13 protein-coding genes, 1 pseudogene and 2 CRISPR repeat arrays are annotated in these 17,814 nt (G+C 43.6%); of the genes and pseudogenes, 3 read left to right on the top strand and 11 right to left on the bottom strand.

All coding sequences use genetic code 11. The features are described from left to right. Positions 1-33 precede the first annotated feature (33 nt). A complete protein-coding gene (locus TOCE_RS02720; protein WP_013275362.1) occupies positions 34-2,664 on the top strand; it encodes a glycoside hydrolase family 38 N-terminal domain-containing protein in 2,631 nt (876 codons plus the stop codon). A 46-nt stretch (positions 2,665-2,710) separates the two neighbouring features. Beyond that, positions 2,711-3,082, top strand: a complete 372-nt coding sequence (gene nifU, locus TOCE_RS02715; RefSeq protein WP_013275361.1) for a Fe-S cluster assembly scaffold protein NifU — start codon at positions 2,711-2,713, stop codon at positions 3,080-3,082. Between the two features lie 72 nt (positions 3,083-3,154). Here nifU and TOCE_RS02710 read toward each other — a convergent pair whose 3' ends face one another. Genes TOCE_RS02710 through nuoE form a run of 3 tightly spaced genes read right to left on the bottom strand, consistent with a single transcriptional unit; the run spans position 3,155 to position 7,229 of the window. After that, positions 3,155-4,855: an NADH-dependent [FeFe] hydrogenase, group A6 gene (locus tag TOCE_RS02710; protein WP_013275360.1), complete on the bottom strand. Its 1,701-nt coding sequence runs from the start codon at positions 4,853-4,855 to the stop codon at positions 3,155-3,157. Beyond that, positions 4,856-6,733 carry an NADH-quinone oxidoreductase subunit NuoF gene (locus tag TOCE_RS02705; RefSeq protein ID WP_013275359.1) on the bottom strand — a complete coding sequence of 626 codons (1,878 nt, stop codon included), beginning with the start codon at positions 6,731-6,733 and terminating at the stop codon, positions 4,856-4,858. It abuts the gene before it with no gap. Beyond that, positions 6,717-7,229 carry an NADH-quinone oxidoreductase subunit NuoE gene (gene nuoE, locus TOCE_RS02700; RefSeq protein WP_013275358.1) on the bottom strand — a complete coding sequence of 171 codons (513 nt, stop codon included), beginning with the start codon at positions 7,227-7,229 and terminating at the stop codon, positions 6,717-6,719. Before nuoE ends, TOCE_RS02705 begins: the two co-directional genes overlap by 17 nt. Positions 7,230-7,506: 277 nt before the next feature. On the opposite strand from nuoE, the pseudogene TOCE_RS02695 reads away from it, so the two are divergent. Then, a pseudogene (locus tag TOCE_RS02695) lies at positions 7,507-8,175 on the top strand (IS110 family RNA-guided transposase); the annotation flags it as partial. Between the two features lie 161 nt (positions 8,176-8,336). Continuing rightward, positions 8,337-8,705: a CRISPR direct-repeat array (repeat unit 31 nt; unit sequence TGTTTCAATCCCTTATAGGTAGGCTAAAAAC). 73 nt (positions 8,706-8,778) lie between these two features. Here the strand turns inward: TOCE_RS02695 and TOCE_RS02690 are convergent. The 8 genes from TOCE_RS02690 to csm2 form a co-directional block, all read right to left on the bottom strand. Further along, positions 8,779-10,043, bottom strand: a protein-coding gene (locus TOCE_RS02690; RefSeq protein WP_148218371.1) for an IS3 family transposase whose coding sequence is annotated in 2 segments (ribosomal slippage) — positions 8,779-9,737 and positions 9,737-10,043 — 1,266 coding nt in all. Because the reading frame shifts where the segments join, the coding sequence is not laid out codon by codon here. 97 nt (positions 10,044-10,140) lie between these two features. After that, a CRISPR array of direct repeats spans positions 10,141-11,850; the repeat unit is 30 nt; unit sequence GTTTCAATCCCTTATAGGTAGGCTAAAAAC. Between the two features lie 221 nt (positions 11,851-12,071). Then, positions 12,072-12,356, bottom strand: coding sequence for a CRISPR-associated ring nuclease Crn3/Csx3 (crn3, locus tag TOCE_RS02680; RefSeq protein WP_013275355.1), 285 nt, complete (start codon positions 12,354-12,356; stop codon positions 12,072-12,074). A 39-nt stretch (positions 12,357-12,395) separates the two neighbouring features. Beyond that, positions 12,396-13,760: a CRISPR-associated CARF protein Csx1 gene (gene csx1, locus TOCE_RS02675; protein ID WP_013275354.1), complete on the bottom strand. Its 1,365-nt coding sequence runs from the start codon at positions 13,758-13,760 to the stop codon at positions 12,396-12,398. Continuing rightward, a complete protein-coding gene (gene cas6, locus TOCE_RS11585) occupies positions 13,761-14,441 on the bottom strand; it encodes a CRISPR-associated endoribonuclease Cas6 (RefSeq protein ID WP_013275353.1) in 681 nt (226 codons plus the stop codon). Between the two features lie 5 nt (positions 14,442-14,446). Then, on the bottom strand, positions 14,447-15,568 hold the full coding sequence (gene csm5, locus TOCE_RS02665) for a type III-A CRISPR-associated RAMP protein Csm5 (RefSeq protein WP_013275352.1): 1,122 nt from the start codon (positions 15,566-15,568) through the stop codon (positions 14,447-14,449). A 12-nt stretch (positions 15,569-15,580) separates the two neighbouring features. Beyond that, positions 15,581-16,540, bottom strand: coding sequence for a type III-A CRISPR-associated RAMP protein Csm4 (gene csm4, locus TOCE_RS02660; RefSeq protein ID WP_013275351.1), 960 nt, complete (start codon positions 16,538-16,540; stop codon positions 15,581-15,583). Between the two features lie 6 nt (positions 16,541-16,546). Next, on the bottom strand, positions 16,547-17,365 hold the full coding sequence (csm3, locus tag TOCE_RS02655; protein ID WP_013275350.1) for a type III-A CRISPR-associated RAMP protein Csm3: 819 nt from the start codon (positions 17,363-17,365) through the stop codon (positions 16,547-16,549). A 15-nt stretch (positions 17,366-17,380) separates the two neighbouring features. Next, positions 17,381-17,803 carry a type III-A CRISPR-associated protein Csm2 gene (gene csm2 / locus TOCE_RS02650; RefSeq protein WP_013275349.1) on the bottom strand — a complete coding sequence of 141 codons (423 nt, stop codon included), beginning with the start codon at positions 17,801-17,803 and terminating at the stop codon, positions 17,381-17,383. Positions 17,804-17,814 lie beyond the last annotated feature (11 nt).

Below are 17,814 nucleotides of genomic sequence, written 5' to 3'. Positions count from 1 at the left end.
CAATGCCCTTTTTGCTTTTGGGAGGGGTTTTAAATGAATCTGTATGTGGTATGTCATACCCACTGGGACAGAGAATGGCATAAGACCTTTCATGAATACAGGGTAAAACTGGTTGAGTTCATGGACGATCTAATAGATCTCCTCGAAAGGGATGAAAACTATACATCTTTTCTTCTGGACGGGCAGACGGTGGTCCTGGAAGACTATCTTGACGTAAAGCCATATATGAAAGAAAGGATAAGAAGGCTGGTAAAGGCCGGGAGACTCGTAATAGGCCCCTGGTACGTCCAGCCCGATGAGTTTCTGGTAAGCGGCGAGTCATTAATAAGGAATCTTTTAATAGGGCATGAAATAGGCAAGGATTTCGGCAGGGTTATGAAGGTGGGCTACCTCCCAGATTCTTTCGGCCAGGCCGCCTGCATACCCCAGTTGCTGAAGGGATTCGGCATAGACAGCGCCGTCTTCTGGAGGGGGGTTACCGATGAGGACCTGGACAAAACCGAGTTTTTATGGGAGTCCCCGGACGGCAGCAGGGTATTTGCCGTACACCTTCCGCTCGGATACGGCAACGGTGCGTCACTTTCAAAAAATATGGCTATGAGCTTCGAGACTGTTGAGGAGAATTTGAAAAAATTAGCTTCCAAAGCCGCAACAAATAACATACTTTTAATGTGCGGCTTTGACCAGAGATTTGCCGACCACGATATACCCGAAATAATAAAAGAGCTGAATTCGTATTATAAAGAAAACGGAAAAGATATAAGGCTGATCCAGTGCAGCATAGAGGATTATATCGAAAAAGTGAAAAGCGAAGAGCCCTCCCTCAAGGTACTGAAAGGTGAATTCAGAAAGGGCAAGTCCATGAGGGTGCATGTGAGTATCGGCGGCACGAGACTTGATATAAAAAGGGACAACTTCAATACTCAGCTTCTATATGAAAGGTATTTGGAGCCGATATCCACTATGGCCTACATCCTGGGCCATAAATACGACAACGACATAATAAACAGAGGCTGGAAGTATATAATACAGAACCACGCCCATGACTCTATATGCACCGTATGCACCGATGACACCCACAGGGAAATGAAGATAAGGTTCGAATTTGCAAAACAGATAGGACACACCCTGCTGAATGAAAAGATAAGTGAAATATCGGGAGACATTGCGTACAAAAAGGAAATGGGCAAGCCCCTCATTGTTTTCAATACACTTATGCGCAAGAGGAAGGAACCGGTAGAAGCTACAATATATCTCGATACCGAGGAATTCTCGCTGACGGATAACGAAGGAAGAAAAATACCGTATCAGATAATGTCCGTAAAGGATGTAAACCTGGCCGAGAAAGAGATAGAAATAGGCGTGAAAAACCCCGACCGCTGGGTGAAAGAGATAAAGCTAGTATTTATTGCAGAACTGGATGGATTCGGGTACAGGACATACTATGTAAAGGAACACGCCAAAAGTAATCGGTACACGGGCTTTATTGGCGCCGGCAATATCTTGGAAAATGAATTCTACAGGGTATCGGTGGAAGATGACGGGTCTTTGTGCATAACTGATAAAGAGACGGCGAAAACATATAGAGGCCTTAATATATTCGAAGAAAGCGGAAATGCCGGTGACGAGTACGACTTTTCCCCGCCAAAAGAGGATGTGGTGATCACAACCCGGGGCTCGAGGCCGGAAATTGCGCTTGTAGAAAACGGCCCCTTATTTGCAAGAATCAGGATTTCTCATATACTAAACGTGCCCATGGATACCGATAGTATGAAAAGGGCGGAAAAAACCTGTCCCTGCCCTGTGGATTGTTTTGTCACCCTTTACAGGGGTATAAAGAGGGTGGATATAAAGACTGTGATTGACAACAGGGCGAAAAACCACAGGATAAGGGTCCTCTTTGATGGAAATGTAGAAGCTCACACCCATATAGCCGAGCAGCAGTTTGGCGTGTTGAAGCGGGACAACTTCTTAAAGGAACAGGAATGCTGGGATAAAGAAGGCTGGGAAGAAAGGTATTACCCCGTATATCCCCAGAGGTCTTTTGTAGATGTGTCGGACGGGCAGTACGGCCTGGCTATCTTGAATAAGGGACTTCCGCAGTATGAGATATTAAATAAGGATAAACCCATCATAGCACTTACCCTTTTGAGCGGCACCGATTACATGGGTAAGAATGACCTCCGGTACAGGCCCGGCAGGCGCTCGGGACTCCACATCGCAGTGCCCGACTCACAGCTGCTCGGTGTGCATGAGGTAGAATACTCCATCGTTCCCCACAAAGGAGATTATATAGCAGGCGACATCATAGAAAGCGCCCATAGCTATATAACGCCGCTTTTGAGTTTTATGCCCTTGAATGAAACCCAAGGCGAATTAAATGATGAATTGTACTTTATTAAAACCGAAAACAAGGGTATAATTGAAAGCAGCATTAAAAAAAGCGAACACGGCCCCGCAGTTGTCCTGAGAATATATAACGGCACGGACTTGCCCCTGAGAAATATAGTTTTGAAACTGGATGACAGGTTCAACGCGGTAGACATTCTTGACCTCAAAGAAGAAAAGATAAAGAATAATAATAAGGTAAGTTTTGTCGAGAATAAAATAAACATTCCCCTGTTAAATGAAAATGAGATAATCTCCCTGAGTCTTGGAAGATAGCTAAGCAGCAGATTCTGATACCACAACAGAAAGGGTGAGCGTAGAATTGTATAACGAAAAGGTGCTGGACCATTTCTCCAATCCGAGAAACGCCGGGGAAATCCCCGATGCCGATGGAATAGGCCATGCGGGAAATCCGGTGGACGGCGATTCAATAACAATATATATTAAGGTAAAAGATGGCATTATCGATGACATTAAATTCAAAACCTTCGGCTGCGGTGCGGCCATTGCGGCAAGCAGTATGCTCACAGTACTGGCAAAAGGCAAAACCCTCGATGAAGCTCTTAAGATAACAAACGATCAGGTAGCCGAGGCCCTGGGCGGCCTCCCGCCCCAAAAGTTAAATTGTTCAAACATCGCAGCCGATGCTCTTCACGATGCAATTGCGGATTATAAGAATAAAATTTCACGATAAGGCTTATTCCCTCAAACCTGTCACTCGGTAAAGAAAAAGAGACGACCCTTTTCGGTGTCGTCTCTTTTTCATTTAAACTTCGGTCCGGCGTCTCGGCCTGTAATGGGTATGGAGGTATTTGTGGGCAACCTCTGAACCCGGGCTGCCAAGCCATTTCTCGTAGAGCATTTTTATCATGGGGTTTTCATCAGACCGTGCAAGCTGCATCCTGTTGTCGATGTTGTAGAGGCCTTTCGCCCTCTCTTCCCTTACTCCGGTGCTTGCAGGTGACGGCTGTCCAGCACCGCCGACGCAGCCTCCCGGACATGCCATAACCTCGACCATGTCGTACTTCACACTGCCGCTCTTTATCTTTTCCAGAAGTTCCCTGGCGTTTTTCAGGCCGTGAACTACCGCGACTCTGATCTCTTTACCGTCCTTCACTATCGTCGCTTCTTTCAGACCTTCACTACCTCTTACCTGTTCGAAGCGCCTGTGCCCGCCGTCCAGCGTTCTCACCACGGCTTCGGCCACACCGCCTGTTGCGCCGAAGATAATACCTCCGCCGGTGGAGAATCCGAAGGGCATGTCAAAGGGTTCTTCCTTCAGATCTTTAAACACGATGCCGGCTTCTCTCACCATTCTGATGAGTTCCCGGGTTGTGAGCACTGCATCCACATCCGGGTTGCCGTCCACTCCCAGCTCTTCCCTGGCCGCTTCCGCCTTCTTGGCGGTGCAGGGCATTATCGATACCACGTAAACATTTTCCCTTGAAACGCCCAGCTCCTTAGCATAGTAGTTCTTTGTAAAGGAGCCGAACATCTGATGCGGTGAACGGCAGGAAGACAGGTTATTCAAGAACGAGGGGTAATTGAATTCCACGAATTTTACCCAGGCCGGGCAGCAGGAGGTGAAAAGGGGCAGGTTTTCTCCCTTCTCCAGCCTCTCAAGGAATTCATGGCCCTCTTCGATGACCGTGAGGTCCGCTGCAAAGCAGGTGTCGAACACCATGTCGAAGCCCATGGCCTTTAGAGCCGAGACGATCAGGTATTCGGTGGATTCTCCGGGCCTGAGGCCGAAGGCCTCACCGAAGGCCACCCTAACTGCCGGGGCTATCTGGGCTATTACGACTTTATTGTCGTCGTTCAGGGCGTCCCATACCTTATCAATATGGGATTTTACCACTATGGCGCCGGTGGGGCATACCGCAGAGCACTGTCCGCAGTCTACGCATTCCACTTCACAAAGATTTTTGTTGAAAGCCGGTGTTACGACAGCCTTGGCTCCCCTGTGCGCAAAACCGATAACTCCAATGCCCTGGACTTCCTCGCACATCCTCACACAGTCGCCGCAGAGTATGCACTTGTTCGGATTCCTTACAATGGCCTCGGAGCTGTCGTCAATGGGCAGGTAATTTTCCTTCGTTCCGAACCTTATCTCTTCTACGCCCAGGTCGTGAGAGAGCTTCCTTAGCTTGCAGTCGCCGTTTTTACCACAGGTGGTGCAGTCCCTGTCGTGCTCCGCCAGTATGAGCTCCAGGGTCATTCTCCTCTGCTTCAGCAGTCTCTTGGTGTGGGTCTTGATTTCCATTCCTTCACGGGGAGGGGTGCTGCAGGCGGCAATCAGGTTCCCCCTCTTATCTTCCACGAGGCACATTCTGCACGCCCCGTATGTGCTGAGTTCCGAATGGTAGCAGAAGGTGGGGAGCTCGATGCCCGCCTTCCTTATAACTTCCAGAAGGTTTTTCTCATCGGAAAATGCGACTTCTCTGCCGTTTATCTTCAGCGTCTTCATTTATTTCCCCTCCTTTACGGCTTTGAAAGGACACGCTTCTACGCAGGCACCGCATTTGATACATTTGTCAGGATTTATCGTGAAGGGCTTTTTGATCTCACCCGAAATGGCACCGACGGGGCATACTCTGGAGCACTTGCTGCAGCCTTTGCAGACGGTTGCGTCTATTGCGTACCTCTTTAGTGCCTGGCAGACGCCTGCGGGGCACCTTTTCTCCCTTACGTGGGCCAGGTATTCATCCCTGAAGTACTTGAGGGTCGTAAGCACCGGATTCGGAGCCGTCTGGCCCAGACCGCACAGCGAGCCGTCCTTCACCGTTACAGCCAGCTCTTCCAAAAGCTCTAAATCTTTTTCCGTTCCTTTGCCGCTGGTTATTTTTTCGAGTAATTTCAGCATCCTCTTGGTGCCTTCCCTGCAGGGGACGCATTTGCCGCAGGACTCACGCTGGGTGAAGCTCATGAAGAACCTTGCCACTTCCACCATACAGGTATCCTCGTCCATTACTACCATTCCGCCGGAACCTATCATGGCCCCTACGGTGCCCAGCGTATCGAAGTCCAGGGGTAGGTCCAGGTGTTCTTTCGTAAGGCAGCCGCCGGAAGGACCACCTATCTGTACAGCCTTGAGCTCCTTACCGTTGGGTATACCTCCGCCTATCTCGTAGATTACCTCCCTGAGGGTCGTCCCCATGGGCACCTCGATAAGCCCTGTATTCACGATATTTCCTGTCAGAGCGAAGGCTTTGGTCCCGGGGCTGGTCTCGGTGCCGATGCTCAGGTACCAGTCCGCACCATTTAAAATTATCATAGGCACGTTGGCGTAGGTCTCAACGTTGTTGAGCACCGTCGGCTTGCCGAAAAGTCCCTTTTCAACGGTTCTTGGCGGCCGGGTCTTGGGCATGCCTCTTTGTCCTTCTATGGATGCTATGAGAGCGCTACCTTCACCGCATACGAAGGCTCCTGCACCCATGTTTATTTTTATGTCGAAGTCGAAACCAGAGCCCAGTATGTTCTTGCCCAGAAGGCCGAACTCTCTCGCCTGCTCTATTGCTTTCTTGAGCCTCCTGACCGCCAGGGGATACTCCGCTCTCACGTAGATGTACCCCTGTGTCGCTCCGGAAGCGTACCCGGCAATGATCATTCCCTCAATCACTCTGTGGGGGTCGCCTTCCATGATGCTCCTGTCCATAAATGCTCCGGGGTCACCTTCGTCACCGTTGCAAATCACGTACTTCACGTCGGATTTCTGTTTCCTCACGGAATCCCATTTAATACCTGCCGGGAATCCGGCACCGCCCCTACCTCTCAGTTTCGCCTTCAGCATAACCTGGCATATCTCTTCGGGGGTCATCTGAAGGGCCTTGGCCAGAGCCTGATATCCCCCGGCAGCGATGTATTCCTTAATATTTTCGGGGTTGATCTTACCGCAATGTTCCAGAACGATCCTGCTCTGCTTGCCGTAGAAGGGGATGCTATCTTCGGTCATGAAGGCCTGTCCGTCTTCGTGGGATTTATAAAGCAGCCTTTCGACCGGCTCTCCCTTTTCCACCGTCTTCTCCACTATCTCCTGAGCGTCTTCTTCCTTTACTTTCACGTAGAAATAACCCTGGGGTTCGACCCTGACGATGGGGCCCATCTGGCAAAAGCCGTGGCAGCCGCTGGGTGAAACGTTTACCCCTTCTTTGTCCTCGGTGTACAGGTCTATATCGACGTAAAGGTTTTTTTCCTCGAGAAGCTTTTTGATGGCTTCGTATACCTTCAGCGACCCGCCGGATATGCAGCCGGTCCCCGCGCACACCAATATCTTCATCTTCTCTCCGGCGAGGGCTTTACTGCACTCATCCTTCAGCTTATTGAGCTCTTCAACGCTCTTTATCATTTTGACCCCTCTCCTTGTTTATAATTTCGTCGATTATCTCTTCGGCTTTTTCGGGAGTCACCTTACCGTGGACCTCCTCGTTTACCACCATAACCGGAGCAAGTCCGCAGGCTCCGAGACAGGATACCGTCTCGAGAGTGAAAAGCAGGTCCTCGGTAGTCCGCTGTCCTTCTTTTAAACCGAGTTTCTTGGTGAGAGCGTTCAAAAGGGCAGTGGAGTTCTTTACGTGGCATGCAGTGCCGTCACAAATACGGATTACATACTTCCCTTTAGGCTCCAGAGAAAAGTTTTCGTAAAAGGTCGCAACACCATAGACCTTAGAAGGAGATATGTTCATAGCAGTGGCGATGTAGTTTAAAACATCCTGAGGCAGGTACCTGTACTCGTTCTGCACTTCCTGTAAAATGCTGATGATGTTTACGGGATTCCTGCCGTGGGCTTCAATTATTTCATCGACCCTTTGAAAACTTCTTCCGTGCCCCGTGGCTGTGGCCATAAGCCCTTCCCTCCTATGTTTCGTTAAATTTTTCACAATATTTAACAAAAATAATAAATGTGAAATAGAATCTGAAATACAAAAACAATATACATTATACATAATACGTACAAGATATGTCAACATTAGACAGAATGCTTTTAGACAACATATTAGTCAAAATAGCACCGGCGGTTTTCCATGTTCGTTTTTTGCGGATTAAAATAATAAATGGCAGGTTTCTGTTAATTATGAAGAAGAAACCTGCCTTTTTGGCCATCGAATTTTCAAGCGAACCCTGGCAGAGCTTTCTCATGGTAAGTTAAAGAATAAAAAGGAAGATCTAAAGCGCGCTTTAAAAGGGTTGATCAATGATCATCAGAGAAAGATGCTGGAAATAAAGCTAAAACATATTGATTACCTCGATGAAGAAATAGAAAGATTGGACGAAGAAATTAAAAATCGAATGCTCCCTTTTGAAGAGGACCTGGCACTGCTGGATACGATTCCCGGAGTGGGAAGAAGGACTGCCGAACAGATAATTGCTGAAATCGGAACCAATATGGAACAGTTCCCTTCCGCCGCTCATTTGTGTTCATGGGCGGGGCTGTGTCCAGGTCAGAATGAAAGCGCCGGTAAACGAAAGTCCGCCAGGACCCGAAAGGGAAACAAGAAGTTGCGTAGCGCTCCTGTAGAAGCTGCCCGGGCCGCCTCCAGAGCAAAAGATACTTATCTTTCAAGTCAATACCACCGCATCGCTGCTCGAAGAGGATCGAATCGAGCAGCGGTTGCGGTGGCTAACAGCATCCTAACTATAGTTTATCATATTCTCAAGCGTAAGCAACCTTATATTGAATTAGGTCCGAATTTTTACGAAGAGAAAAGGCGCAATATGGTCATCCGCCAGTCTTTGAAGAAGCTTGAGTCTTTAGGGTTGAAGGTTACGGTCGAAACGATGGTATCTTAACTTTTTTGAGATTTGTTATTACGCATATATAGCTTCATATTTATCCCATATTTTTACATTATGTATGGGCTTAGTTTTTTATTGCCTTTTTGCGGATCATTATTTTCAGGATAGGTAGGCTAAAAACTATGTGGCACAAATCGATATCCCTGCAAGAGAATAGTTTCAATCCCTTATAGGTAGGCTAAAAACTTCGATTTTGTCCCTCGAAAAAAGAATATGGATTCAATGTTTCAATCCCTTATAGGTGGGCTAAAAACTATTGCAACCTCTGCCACTTGAGATACCGCCATATCGGTTTCAATCCCTTATAGGTAGGCTAAAAACGTGAAGAGAAAGGCTCTGCTAGAGCCAAAGCCATTGACTGTTTCAATCCCTTATAGGTAGGCTAAAAACGTAATTTCCCCATTCTGAAGTCTATAAATCTTATCCATGTTTCAATCCCTTATAGGTAGGCTAAAAACTCGACCAGTTTCTTGCTATTGTCGCCGCTACGATCTGTTTCAATCCCTTATAGGTAGGCTAAAAACTTTATATAGAATAGGCAAAAACACCGCCCCTTTTTCAGTGTTTCAATCCGCCTTGACCCCCTAATTTTGGAGATTATGCTACCAAAGATTTAGGTTTTATAGAATTACTTATAATAGCTTGATAATATTTTTGGGGAGCCATATTGTTAAGACTCCCATGACGGCGGCGATTATTGTAATAATCCATATACCAAGCAATCTGTTCATAGGCTTCCGCGTAGCTTGCAAATTGATGTCGGCTATAGCATTCATCTTCAAGAATTGAATGGAAGGCTTCAATATGAGCATTTAAGTTTGGGGTTTTTACCGGTATTCGTTCATGAACGATGCCAAGTTTCCGACAGGCTGCAGCAAAAAGGTTAGCAATGAATTGAGGACCATTATCCGTTCTTAACCTTGGCATTTGCATTCCTGGTTTAATACCACGCTTCTTTAAGGCATTACACAGCACCCTACGGGCGTCTTTGGCTGTACAGGTTAAACCTAAGTGGTAGTCAATCACACAACGATCAAATACATCAATAAGCGAAAGCTGAAAAAAGAATCTTTCTTCTCCGTGTATGTATCCGTATTTTACATCCATTTCCCAGAGTTGGTTAGGCCCGGTTACTTCAATGCGTTGAGCTAGGCGCCTTGGATGCTTTGATTTACAAATTCTTTGCGGCTTAAGAATATCCAGTTCCTTACATAGCCGGTAAACTTTTTTATGGTTGATGACAAGGCCATAGTCCTCTACTAAAGCTGCCGTAAGCTTCTTATAGCCATAAGGAAAACCATCTTGACAAACCAATTCACATAGCCATTCTTTAATCTGCTCATCGGCAACCTTCTTGCCATCCAGAGTATAAGAAAACTGCGTTTTTGGCCTGCCCGCTTTAGCTTTAGCTTGGTTATCAGCGGTTACAGTCGGTTCTTTTTTACTTTCATATGCGTAAAAGGTGGATGGCGCAAGGCCGACAAAGCCCAGAACGAGGTAGAGACTATATCCTTTCGCCACCCACCTTTTGGCAATTGCGACTTTGTCGGCTACTGAGGGTTTACTCGATCCCGTAATTCTCTTAAAATAGCCAGTTCTAGTTCTTTTTCCGCCACAAGTCTTTTTAGCTGGTCATTCTCCCTAGCTAAACTTTCTAGCCTATTTTCTGCCTCTAAAAGCCTTTGGTTTACATCGCGTGGCAGAGGGATAACAGAACCATTCTTTCTTGTTGCTTGAAGCCAGTTATATACCGTATTTTTGGAGAGTCCATGTCTTCTAGCCACTAACGCAATATTACCAACTTCCTGGCATTCTCTTACAACTTGCTCCTTAAATTCTCGGTCATAACGTTTCTTTTTCAATTTCATACCCCCTAATTAACATTGTAACATTATCAAACTTTTTCTCCAATTCTATTAGGGGGCAAAATATTCTTCTTGACACTCCGAGCATATTGTTGTTTCAATCCCTTATAGGTAGGCTAAAAACCCCGGACCAGGAATAAGACGCTTGAGCTTATTCCTGAGTTTCAATCCCTTATAGGTAGGCTAAAAACGCTACGAACATCAGAAACCCCCATTAACCAATCTAGGTTTCAATCCCTTATAGGTAGGCTAAAAACTATACCTATATGTTTTAGTAACCATATAAAAGCACAAACACGTTTCAATCCCTTATAGGTAGGCTAAAAACTGTTTTTGATGGCAATGATAAATATAAAATAATGGCAAGTTTCAATCCCTTATAGGTAGGCTAAAAACCGTCTACGCCTGCATTTTTAGCTAGGATGTTTGCAGGTTTCAATCCCTTATAGGTAGGCTAAAAACAGAAGCTAGCTTCACCATATCTGCACCCGATCCCTGGAGTTTCAATCCCTTATAGGTAGGCTAAAAACCTTGCTCAATGCGTCTTACGCTTGTAATTGTAACCGCGTTTCAATCCCTTATAGGTAGGCTAAAAACGATCACAGCAGCAGAAGCAGCACGGCGGTGGGGTTTGAAGTTTCAATCCCTTATAGGTAGGCTAAAAACCCTCGCTTATGTCCATTCCTGGAAGGGGATCCTCGTGTTTCAATCCCTTATAGGTAGGCTAAAAACTCGAAAAGATTATTCACTTTTGTAAACGGGATGCCAGTTTCAATCCCTTATAGGTAGGCTAAAAACATGGTTCCATGGATCTTCTTACCGAAAGGGAGCTTTTGTTTCAATCCCTTATAGGTAGGCTAAAAACACCATCTATTTTCTTTAAATACCAATAATAAATCAATGTTTCAATCCCTTATAGGTAGGCTAAAAACTCTAATCTCTCCATATTCCTATAAGTCAAAACTAAAGTTTCAATCCCTTATAGGTAGGCTAAAAACACTAGGGCCACAGGGCAGCCCCAGTCGACTACAGTACGTTTCAATCCCTTATAGGTAGGCTAAAAACTATCACAACACAAAACGAACTTATCCATAAGACCTAGTTTCAATCCCTTATAGGTAGGCTAAAAACCTGGGTATAAAGTGGAGAATTTATATCGATTACGGTGGTTTCAATCCCTTATAGGTAGGCTAAAAACCTAGTAATGCAAGATATTGTCCTATGTGCGGCAGCAGTTTCAATCCCTTATAGGTAGGCTAAAAACTTTTTGTTTCTTCGGATAAAGTGGGGAAATAAATTTGTTTCAATCCCTTATAGGTAGGCTAAAAACGAGATGGAGATGTAGAAAGACCTGATCAGCCGGAATTGTTTCAATCCCTTATAGGTAGGCTAAAAACCTATGGCATACAGAATTATTTTTACGAACGTGTGGATGTTTCAATCCCTTATAGGTAGGCTAAAAACTATAATCAGGTTTGATAAAGTTATTCTGTTGAGTCCCGTTTCAATCCCTTATAGGTAGGCTAAAAACTATATTCCGTGTCTTCGGCTCCTAAATAATCAATCAGGTTTCAATCCCTTATAGGTAGGCTAAAAACCCGAAAAACCAGACCTACGCAAATACGAGAAATGTCTCGTTTCAATCCCTTATAGGTAGGCTAAAAACCGAAGGACTACTTTTTTGCGGGCTTTCTCGTCATTTCGCCGAGTTTCAATCCCTTATAGGTAGGCTAAAAACCCGCGATAGGCAGGGGAATATATATCAAGTAAATCTGTTTCAATCCCTTATAGGTAGGCTAAAAACCCGTGAAAAAGAGAAAAAATTGAAGATTAAAGCCGAAAAAAGATTTTATCAATTTTCTATAAATAATTCGCCACCTACTTAAAAAATCCTCTTTCCCCAAGAGAAATTCCAATTTAAGGCACATTTTGCTTTTGTCGTCGACCTCCAGGGGTTTTTGCGCTATTGGAGGTCGACGACAAAACTTGATTCGATTCTTATTTAAGATTTTCCATATCAACCTCTTAGAGCATAATAACATTTCCTGGTTTGAACTCGGGAATATGAGATTCTACTATAACCGCTCCGCCCAACCTTGGGTCAAAGGTAGCGATAAAAACTGTAAAGTGGTAGTAATGGACCAAATAGCAGTAAAGCCATATAGGACCACGTCCGCTTATTATCAGGCCTTTTGTGCTGTTTACTTTGGGAGGGCATATGTCTTTTAAGATCTCCGGGTTTATAGGCCCTTCCAATTCAAAGTGTAGGATGGTATATTTTCCGTATTCAGCCGTATCAAATTTGACCATTCCTTACAAACCTCGCAATCGCTTATGTAATATAACGCTTTAAGCTTCTTCCTTCAGCCACTCTCTTATTAGGTTTTTAACACTCTTTTTGTTGCCTGATTTATCCGTATATTCTCTCGTATAACGAACGAAAAACTTGTCTTTTTCTTTTTTCATTTCCGTGACCAGGCCCTCTAAACCGGAGTGAGCAAAGAAATTCCTTTTATCCGGCGTCCTTCCCTCATATTCCTTGTTATGGAACTTTATAAGCAAATGCCATGTTGAATCTTCTATATTAATTTTTCCCATTATCCTTTTTGTATTTGATATCTCATTGCCAAGAAAAACATTATTTGGTTTTAAGCTAAATAACGAATATAGGTCATCAAATATCCTTTTTAATTCATCAAGGTCTATTCCGTCGTCTTCATCGTGATTTTTAATCTGATAATGCCAAAAAACTTCTGCTATACCTGAATAAAAAGCAAGCGATAAAAGGCCTTTGGAATAGGTGTTCTTGTCCAAATTGGGAGATGCGGCATAAGAGTCATATAACTTCTTTTTCATATCTTCTATTAATGTCCTCGAAGTTTCATCGATTACTTCCCCATCCTCATATCCAAATAGATAAACCGCAAGAGGTATATTATTCTTAATCGCTGAAAAGATAACAAGGAAGTTCTCGAGCAATGAGGAAAGTTTGCGCTTTTTTGACCTGTCATCTTCATAAATTTTCTTTGCGACGTTGTTTATGTCCTCTTTATTTATAGGTGATGCGAAAAAGGCTTTGAATTCCAATTTTTCTCTATGAAGTTGGTATTCCGCCGCTTCATTGTCCAAAATCGGATCAGAAAAAGTGATCCATATTTCTGGCCTTTTGGCTTCGGGAAGCCAGTTTTTCAAAGTAGCCCAGATACTGAAAAACCTCACCGCCTCCAGGAGCGCAGAAACATAAATATTAAGTCCACTGGAAATATCCACATAGATCCTTTCTATTTCTTCATTATATCTCTCTATCATATCAAGAGCGATTTCAAATACAATATCGTTGAATTTACCTTGAAAATTAATTCCGGCATATTCACCGATTGAATGAATTACGATAAAATCATCCACTTCACTAGAATACGGCATATTCGAAAAAAAGTTTTTCGGATTAGACAGGTACTCTTCTTTCGGATTTCTTAAAACAGCTTTTAAACTCCTGGAAAAATCGCCAAAATTTGCGTTTTCCAGAGTCCTGTTAAACGGCAGGCTTACGGGATATACTAGGATTACTTTTGCTTGCTCGCCGTTTTCTTTTAAATGCTCTTTTAGGGCAAAGGATGAAAGCTGTTTAGATCTAGTTTTCCCTTCTATTGTGAATTTCTGTTTTTTTATTATATTCCTATCCAATCTCCCGATTTGGTATATTAAGCTATTCATCTAGATTCCCTCCATTGTTTCCGGCTTTTTCCACAAATATAAATCCGGGGAGGCCATTCCGTATCCCATGGCATTAAAACTCCCTAATCCACAAAGATAGGAAAGCATTACAAGTTCTTCCGAACTGAATATCTCAAATTTGCCCCGGTAGGCAATGACTCCAGAATCTAGTTCCTCTTTTACAGGTCTTCCCCTGAAGCGAAAAAGAAAGCGGTCGTCAGAAGGCCTTCTGCCGTAAAGTCGAATGTATTTATCTACCAGCATCTGCCTTAAGGCTTCGCTGAAACGCTCCGGCCTTTCTTCCCACAATAAATTTTCTCCTGCGGGCAGTGCCACCGCCACCGGAGACAACAAATACCCAGTCCTCTCCAATGGTACCCTTTGGAAAATTGCTTTAGAAAATGTAAGTCTGCCGTATCTGAAATCCACTGGGGTGTTCATAATCTTTAAAGCAATATCGGGCAAAAGCTCCTGAAAAGCGGTGTTTAAAATCAAAGCCGCACGATCTAACGCCCAAAATCCATCCTTCGCCGGTTTCTTTTTCGATGGGATTATATCGGAGAAAACAAAAAACTGGTTTTTTATAACTTCCCTAAAATAAGAAGAAAGATTAATTTTATATCCTCTATCAAAAAAGAAAGCGTCTTTCTTAAAATATATTTCTAACCTCAGCCTGAACACATTTATTAAACCTCTCTAAAAGTAATTTTTACCCACCCCGGGACAGTATCGGGGTTTCCGTTTGCGAAAATTATACGCCTCGTTTTAGGGAATAAATTAGCATCTGAAATGCGCACCCCTTGCTTTGAAAGCTTCTTTAAATCTTCTGCGGAAAGAAAACAGCCTATAGTCTTTGAAAGATACCCGGTTCCAAAACCTATTTGGAGTAATATCTCATTTTCCCCCAATTTCCCATTTAGTTCTTCCAGCCTCTGATAAAAATTCGCCACCTGGTCCAAACCGTATTCTTTATAAAAATACTTTTCGCCTTCTATGTACCTTTTCGTGTCATTTCTTATTGCATTAAAAGCATTTTTCAAAATCCACACGTTTTTGATTATACGGTAAATCTCTTCATTTTTGGTTCTTTGTTTTATTTCAAAAAAACCTTCAGCTCTGATGCCGGGTTTTAGCGCTTCAATATAAATAGCCGTAGCATTTTCACTTTCTTCTACATTTTCATTTTTCTTAAACCATTTTGCTTTCCCGTGGCATATATTCAAAATCTTCATTTCATAAATTCCCAAGGCATCCAGCGGCAATAGTGAAGAATCAGAAAACCTCACAAACTTGAAGGGCGAATAATGAGGTTTGCCAAAGGTTTCTTCTTCTGGGTAATCGTCAATCTCTTTTAGCTTTTTATCTTTCTCCCGCAAGGTATCATCTAATTTTGCTTTATACTCCTCTTCTATAGAAGGCCATACGCCTCTCATAAGTCCCGTTCTGAAAGAGCCTTTCAAGCTTGAACCCGGTATATAAGGATATCCGGTGGTTTTAATAAAGGATACTATATCTCCTTTTACGCGTGACGCACCGCAAGGCTTAACTTGATAGCTTATAAATTCGCTAATATCGATTTTAGGAGCGTATTTTAACGCATCCTGCCAGCTAAAGCGAAAAGAATCAATTGATCGATAAAAATAATCAATAAAACTTGTGTTATCTTTATTGGATTTTAGAAGCTTTATCACATCGATAAAACCTATTGAGTCACCTTCAATAATGTATTCAAATTCTCTATAACGATTCCCATCCCCAATATTCACAGGCGATATTATCTCTACTTCATACTGAAAAGGTTTCTCCAAAATTTTTTCACCTCACTTTCTGTTAAAAATCGGCACAGTATAGGCAAGGCCATATTTTAAAATTTTATGACCGACATCCTCACCTGGCGAAACGTCAACCACCATCCCCTGAACATCCTTCTTAAAAACACTACCCTCCGCCAGCATTCTGACTTTTTTCTTTCTCGCTTGTTGATTAAAAGGAGAATATGAGTACCCGGCTCTCTCCAAAAGCGAAAAAGCTTTAATTATATCAGCTACCTTTTCATCCATGCGTGGGTAATATAAGGAAAGCAAAAGCCAATCTCCAGAGCCGTTTCCTTTCTTCTCATTATATTCTTCAATACCGGCTTCAAAGCTTCCGAAACCGTAGGTCCTTTCACCACCAATACCCTCGTCGCCCAAAAGCCTTATGGCTGCTTTGACCTTTTCTTCTTCAGAATCATCGTATATATCGAGGAAAAACCACAGTCCTGCCCCTTCGCGAAAATAGCAGCCACTCACATAGTAAATTTCGGTGCTGAAATCACCGCGGTCTATTTTCACTCTTGGCCTTTCGGAGATTACATAGGGAGTATCCATATCCTTCCTCGCCAAGATGCCATGTTCCACTCTGTAGTCCTTATTTGCTTTTCCGCCGCCATCCCTGGCGAGGATAAAATCTAACGGAACGTATTTTACCTTTTTTGCCTTTTTATAATCGCCGGTAATGGGCGTCAGGTCCATATTAAGGGGCCTTGGCACAAAAAATTCGTCATTCGCGTACAAAAATGCCGAAGATATTTTAAAAGGCGGATTATCGAAGAACATTTCGACAAGATTATCCGCGGCAGCTTTGCCGTAAAGCAGGGAATAGCAGTTGACAATGCCGCTAAAAAGCGTATCGGAATGGGCAAAAGTTTCGGTTAAATTATAGGTCTTTTCTTTGTAGCCGAAATGAACGGGTCCTTTGAACTTAAGTTTTACCCTGTATCTTTTCACGCCAGAATCCATAAGCTTTCATCCCCGCTTTATTTTCCCAAGGGCTTCCCTTAGGCTGGGACAATTCTCGACTATTACCTGTTCTTCTTCTCGTCCTTCGTAATATCCTACACTCCTAAACGCTATACTTACTTTTTCAAAAGCTATGCGGCCGTACCCGCGCGTGCCCTGACCCCCTAGGTAATCGTCTTCCAAAAGCAGCATGGCTTCGAGTAATTTTTCAATGTATTTCGTTCCTTCACCTTGAAATACGGTTAAAACCATCTCCGATTTAAACCGGGCCCCTGCCGGAACCCTTTCGGTCTGGCGAGGATTAGCGGCAGAAGTTACCCTATCTAGGTTGTTTTCAAATTTTACCTCAGTCCATTCAAAATCCATATTTTCCTTCATTTGTTCTGTGATGCTCTCTTTTATTAACGTCGCATCCCGAACTATAAGCCTGGTGGGAGTAACGGCATCGGTAAAATCTACTGGCCTATAACCCCGGGGATCATTCCCATCAACAACTTTGTGTTTGCCGTGATTCCTGCCGAAAATATTGCAGACGGCGCAATCTTCTTTTTTGCACATGTGAATACGCGTATTGGAAGATTCATTCCTTTCATTATGTACAACATATACCATGGTAATCAGACCTTCCGCATACTCCAGTAACGCCCTCATTTTGCCTTTTAAGGAACTCCCCGGGATATAAGGCCTACCTAAAGCATCTTTCACTACCGAATTGTCCACACCGCCTATTTCAAGGGTGTTTGATGAAGTCCCTATATGAAGTCCCGTTAGTGCGACAATTTCGGATGTTATTATATATTTGCCGGCGAGTTTTAAATCCTTCACAAAATCCACCTCCATTTATTCTCTTCCACCGTAAGATCTGTGGTAGGCGACTACCGCCTCGAAAAATTGCTTAAATCTCTTGAGATTTTCTTCGCTTTTTTCAGCAATTTCGATGGCCTTTGTAAAAATCCCCTTGAACTCCTTCATGTTTTCGGGGAATCTCCCCGCTGTATAAGCAATTACGGCTTTCAGCATCCTAAGCTCGAAAATCCCATTTTCTTCGTATTTTATCCTTCTTGCTTTATTAAAAATTTTTCTTATTTGAGATACGCTCACGCGCTTTGTAGCCAGCAGCTTTCCCGTCTTCTCGGCGCAGTAAAAGAAGTCATCCCCATTTGGATCTTTATTTTTATCTAGGGCTGAAGGCAACCTTTCTTCTATTTCTTTCACGTCATTGAAAGAATCGGATTTCCCTTTTCTATTGCTCTCCCAAGCCATTCAAAAAACCT

The sequence above is a fragment of the Thermosediminibacter oceani DSM 16646 genome (assembly GCF_000144645.1).
Lineage (GTDB): Bacteria > Bacillota > Thermosediminibacteria > Thermosediminibacterales > Thermosediminibacteraceae > Thermosediminibacter > Thermosediminibacter oceani.
The sequence above is the reverse complement of the archived record's forward strand: the minus strand, read 5'-3'. Positions and strand labels throughout refer to the sequence as shown.